Source organism: Kribbella sp. (genome assembly GCF_035687465.1).
Lineage (GTDB): Bacteria > Actinomycetota > Actinomycetes > Propionibacteriales > Kribbellaceae > Kribbella.
Genome location: NZ_DASRXP010000435.1, coordinates 1 through 2,095 on the forward strand (window position 1 = coordinate 1; position 2,095 = coordinate 2,095).

At 66.4% G+C, this 2,095-nt stretch carries 3 protein-coding genes; 2 read left to right on the plus strand and 1 reads right to left on the minus strand.

What is annotated here, in order from left to right; all coding sequences use genetic code 11:
* Positions 1–31: 31 nt before the first annotated feature.
* Entirely contained in the window at positions 32–571 is a 540-nt protein-coding gene (locus VFG33_RS22545) for an HIT domain-containing protein (protein ID WP_325054911.1), read from the plus strand.
* A gap of 83 nt (positions 572–654) precedes the next feature.
* Here VFG33_RS22545 and VFG33_RS22550 read toward each other — a convergent pair whose 3' ends face one another.
* Entirely contained in the window at positions 655–1,203 is a 549-nt protein-coding gene (locus tag VFG33_RS22550) for a YceI family protein (protein WP_325054909.1), read from the minus strand.
* 108 nt (positions 1,204–1,311) lie between these two features.
* On the opposite strand from VFG33_RS22550, the gene VFG33_RS22555 reads away from it, so the two are divergent.
* On the plus strand, positions 1,312–1,803 hold the full coding sequence (locus VFG33_RS22555; protein WP_325054910.1) for a MarR family winged helix-turn-helix transcriptional regulator: 492 nt from the start codon (positions 1,312–1,314) through the stop codon (positions 1,801–1,803).
* Positions 1,804–2,095: the final 292 nt, after the last annotated feature.

Below are 2,095 nucleotides of genomic sequence, written 5' to 3' on the forward strand. Positions count from 1 at the left end.
TCGCCCAACGCGGAGGTGCTGGGAGCGGTTCTTGCCTGAGCCCGAGCTGGTTCGCCAGGACGGTGTCGGGGTCGCGGACGCGTTGCAGCGGCTGTGGGCCCCGCATCGGCTGGCCTACGTCCAGGGGGACCGGACGCCAGTCGGTGACGAGCCGGCCGGGTGCCCGTTCTGCCGCCTGGTGGACATGGACGACGCGTCGGCGTTGATCCTCGCCCGCGGGAAGACGGTGTACGCGGTGCTGAACCTGTACCCGTACAACCCGGGTCACCTGATGGTGGTGCCGTACCGGCACGTGCCGGACTACCCGGAGCTGACCGCGGACGAGACCGTCGAGCTGGCGCAGTTCACGCAGCGGGCGATGACGGTGGTGCGCAAGGTGTCCGCGGCGCACGGGTTCAACATCGGGATGAACCAGGGCTCGGTCGCCGGGGCCGGGATCGCCGACCATCTGCATCAGCACGTGGTGCCGAGATGGGGCGGCGACGCCAACTTCATGCCGGTGCTCGGGCATACCAAGGTGCTGCCGCAGCTGCTCGGGGAAACCCGCGAGCTGCTCGCCGGTGCTTGGTAAGAAACAGCGAAACGCCGAAGGGGATCCTCACCGGGGAGGGTCCCCTTCGGCGCGCCTGTGGTATTTCAGGTCGTTCAGGTTGTTCAGGACTGGCGGGCGGCCTGGATCTCGATGACGATCTTGGCCTTCTCGCTGAGGAAGCCGTTGCCCTCGGTGCCGATGCCGAAGTCGCGCCGGTTGATGGTGGCGACCGCGGATACGCCGATCGTGTCGACGTTGTCGTTCGAAGGGTTCGGGCCGATGCCGGCGAACTCGGCCTCGAGGGTGACCGGGACGGTCTTCTCGCGCCAGGTCAGCTGACCGTCGATGAGGTAGTCGCCGTCGTTCTCGCGGATGCCGGTCGACTTGAACACGATCGTCGGGTGGTTCGCGACATCGAAGAAGTCGCCGCTCTTGATGTGCTCGTCGCGCGGGCCGAAGCCGCTGGCGACCGAGGACGCGTCGATCTCGATGGAGACGGCCGAGTCGAGGATGTTCTCCGCGGTGACGATCTCGCCGGTGAACGAGGTGAAGCTACCGCGCGTCTTCGCCAGGCCGAGGTGCTTGAGGCTGTACGCGACATCCGAGTGGATGGCGTCGACGGCCCAGGTGCCGGTGATGTAGCCGGGAATCTGCGTGGTGGATGCACTCATCGGAGTTCTCCTAGATCGGATCAGGTTTCGTGAGCACAGTTGGTTGAGCTCTCAACTTGATCGTAGCGCAAGATGGTTGAGGGCTCAACTGGAGGTATCATGAATCTCATGTCCGACACCCGATGGCTGAGCGACGAAGAGCAGGACGTCTGGCGGAACTACGCCGCGGCCACCTCGATGCTTCAGGCGCATATCGAAGCCCAGCTGCAGCGTGAGGGCGGAATGCCCCACACCTACTACGAGGTACTCGTCGCGCTGTCGGAAGCGCCTGGACGCATGTTGCGCATGAGCGAGCTCGCCGACGCGCGGCTTTCCTCCCGCAGCCGGTTGTCCCACGCCGTCGCCCGGCTCGAAGCCAACGGCTGGGTCCGGCGCGAGGCGTGCCCGACGGACAAACGCGGGGCCTGGGCGGTACTGACGTCCGCGGGCTTCGCCGCGTTGGAAGCCGCCGCGCCCAGCCACGTTGAAACGGTGCGGCAGAGCCTTTTCGACGCGCTGTCCCCGGAGCAGGTGAAGCAGCTCGGGGAGATCATGGCCGCGATCCGGGCGAATATGTCGCCCTCCTGCGAGGCCGCGATGAAACAGTGCCCGTCCACCTAGGTCGTGTCCTGTAGGTCTCGGTCGCGGTCTCCGCGCCCAGGCGGCCCCTGGCAGCACGGGGGATTCGACCGAGTACGTCCAGTACGAGGCCGAATCCCCCGCACCACCAGGAACCACCTGGATCACGAAGCCCATCGACCAGACCTACAGGACACGACCTAGCCCTGCTGAAAAGCGCACTCCACGGACCGGCGCGCAGGTGATGCCGGGGTGGGTGGATAGGCTCTCCTCGCCCACCCGCCCCCGCAGCTAGGTGCCTGAAGAACCGATGCTCAACATCTTCGCGCGCGCT